Genomic DNA, 1,855 nt, shown 5'->3' on the forward strand with positions numbered 1-1,855 from the left:
CATTGAAATGCTTTTGGATCTTTATACGGGCCTGTTCGTATTTATCGGTTGCCTCTTGGGATAGCGTATGTACCCCGCGGTGAATGTTCGCATTGTAATTACTATAGTAATCAACAATCGCATCGATGACCTGTGTTGGTGTCTGTGAGGTAGCGGCATTATCGAAATAGACCAAAGGATGCCCATTGACCTTACGGACTAGGATAGGGAAATCTGCTCTTATTTTGGACACATTGATCATAGTAAAACTAATAGTCGACAAAGATAGAATTAAGCTTATTACTTGTACATATCTAGAATCTAATTCGATTAAATAACAAAGAGGCTCTGAAAAGTCAAAAAATAATTTTCTATCACATTGAGCACCATCGAAATATATTTGAAATCAATGATGTACTATTCTCGACTCCGCTCGAAATGACAGCAGCACTGACATTCTTGACAACCTCCTATTTTTTAACTATTTAAACTAGGATCAAAAACGAAATCCAAATCCAAATTTCAATAACCCTAGGTTTAAATCCTTATTTCGTTGCGAATCATCAAATCTTTGATTCAACCTAATATAATCGTATTGCGCTTGTATATAAAACCGCGTACTGAAATCGTATGAAAGACCTAAATTCAGGTTTAGCCCTCCATCCGAATTTGTTTCAGATATTATCGCCTCTTCAGGGGAATCTGCAAAATATCCTATAGTACCATCGTATTTGGACCTTACAATTGTATATCCCAACCCAATACTCGGCCTTAACTTATTGAGACCCGGAATATTGAATTCCGCAAAAGCTTTCGGTTGAATAAACAGATTGGTTTCATCAAAATCAGATCCATTGGCTGTAAAGGAATTTATGTTATCATGGAAAATCCCCGCATTTACTCCAATTCCCAACGTAACGATATTCAAATCGACAAATCGATATTTCAATCCTAAATCAACAATTCCAGGATTATCATTCCCTAGTCCGTCCCCAACGGAAATAGGATAATTCGCCTCGACACTCCATTTATAATTTAGGTCTTGGGCGATTGAATTGATTGAAAAAAACAGTACGGGGATTAGGAGTAATCTTAGCTTCATTTGTTGCTTTTTAGAGGATTAATAAAAGCTTAAATGTAGGACTATTCTTAATTTTCAACTGGTAAAAACAAGTTAAGTCTAGCACAATGTAATGTTAAAGATCAAACCCCAAACGTACCCCTAGTTTTTCAGCTATGAGTCTATTGATCCGTGTTTTCAACTCTGAAATGCGTACACTTTCCAACACATTATTGGCAAAGGCATACATCAACAATGCCCTGGCTTCCTTCTTTGGGATTCCCCGGGATTGCAGATAAAACATGGCATCCTCATCCAACTGCCCAATGGTACACCCGTGCGAACATTTTACATCATCCGCAAAAATTTCCAATTGGGGTTTCGTGTTGATGGTCGCCTTATCGCTGATCAATATATTATTGTTCTGTTGAAAGGCATTCGTCTTTTGGGCTATCTTATCCACAATGATCTTTCCATTGAACACCCCCGTGGAATTTTCACCGTAAATACCCTTATAATCCTGATGGCTTTCACAATTGGGTTCAATATGGTGCACCAGCGTATGGTGGTCTACATGCTGCTTGTATCCCAAAATGGTCACCCCTTTCATGGTGGAGTCGATATACTCCCCGTTCTGATAAAAATTCAGATTGTTCCTGGTCATTTTACCCCCGAAAGAAAACGTATGTACCTTAACGACACTATTGCTTTTTTGGTCAATGTAGGTGTTATCGATCAAGGAAGCCGTTTTGGCATCGTTCTGTATCTTATAATAATCAACATTGGCGCGCTCAGCCGCAAAGATCTCGGTCACGC

3 protein-coding genes are annotated in these 1,855 nt (G+C 38.6%); all 3 read right to left on the minus strand.

From position 1 onward, the window contains the following. A partial coding sequence (locus WBM98_RS11610; protein ID WP_424366187.1) for an aminotransferase class V-fold PLP-dependent enzyme occupies positions 1–241 on the minus strand: 241 nt, incomplete at its 3' end. Positions 242–475: 234 nt separating this feature from the next. Next, positions 476–1,081 (minus strand): outer membrane beta-barrel protein, encoded by a 606-nt coding sequence (locus WBM98_RS11615; protein ID WP_424366185.1) that lies wholly within the window; start codon positions 1,079–1,081, stop codon positions 476–478. Positions 1,082–1,175: 94 nt separating this feature from the next. Further along, a partial coding sequence (gene sufD / locus WBM98_RS11620; RefSeq protein WP_424366186.1) for a Fe-S cluster assembly protein SufD occupies positions 1,176–1,855 on the minus strand: 680 nt, incomplete at its 5' end.

This window comes from Maribacter sp. (assembly GCF_049667165.1).
In the GTDB taxonomy this organism is placed as follows: Bacteria; Bacteroidota; Bacteroidia; order Flavobacteriales; family Flavobacteriaceae; genus Maribacter_A.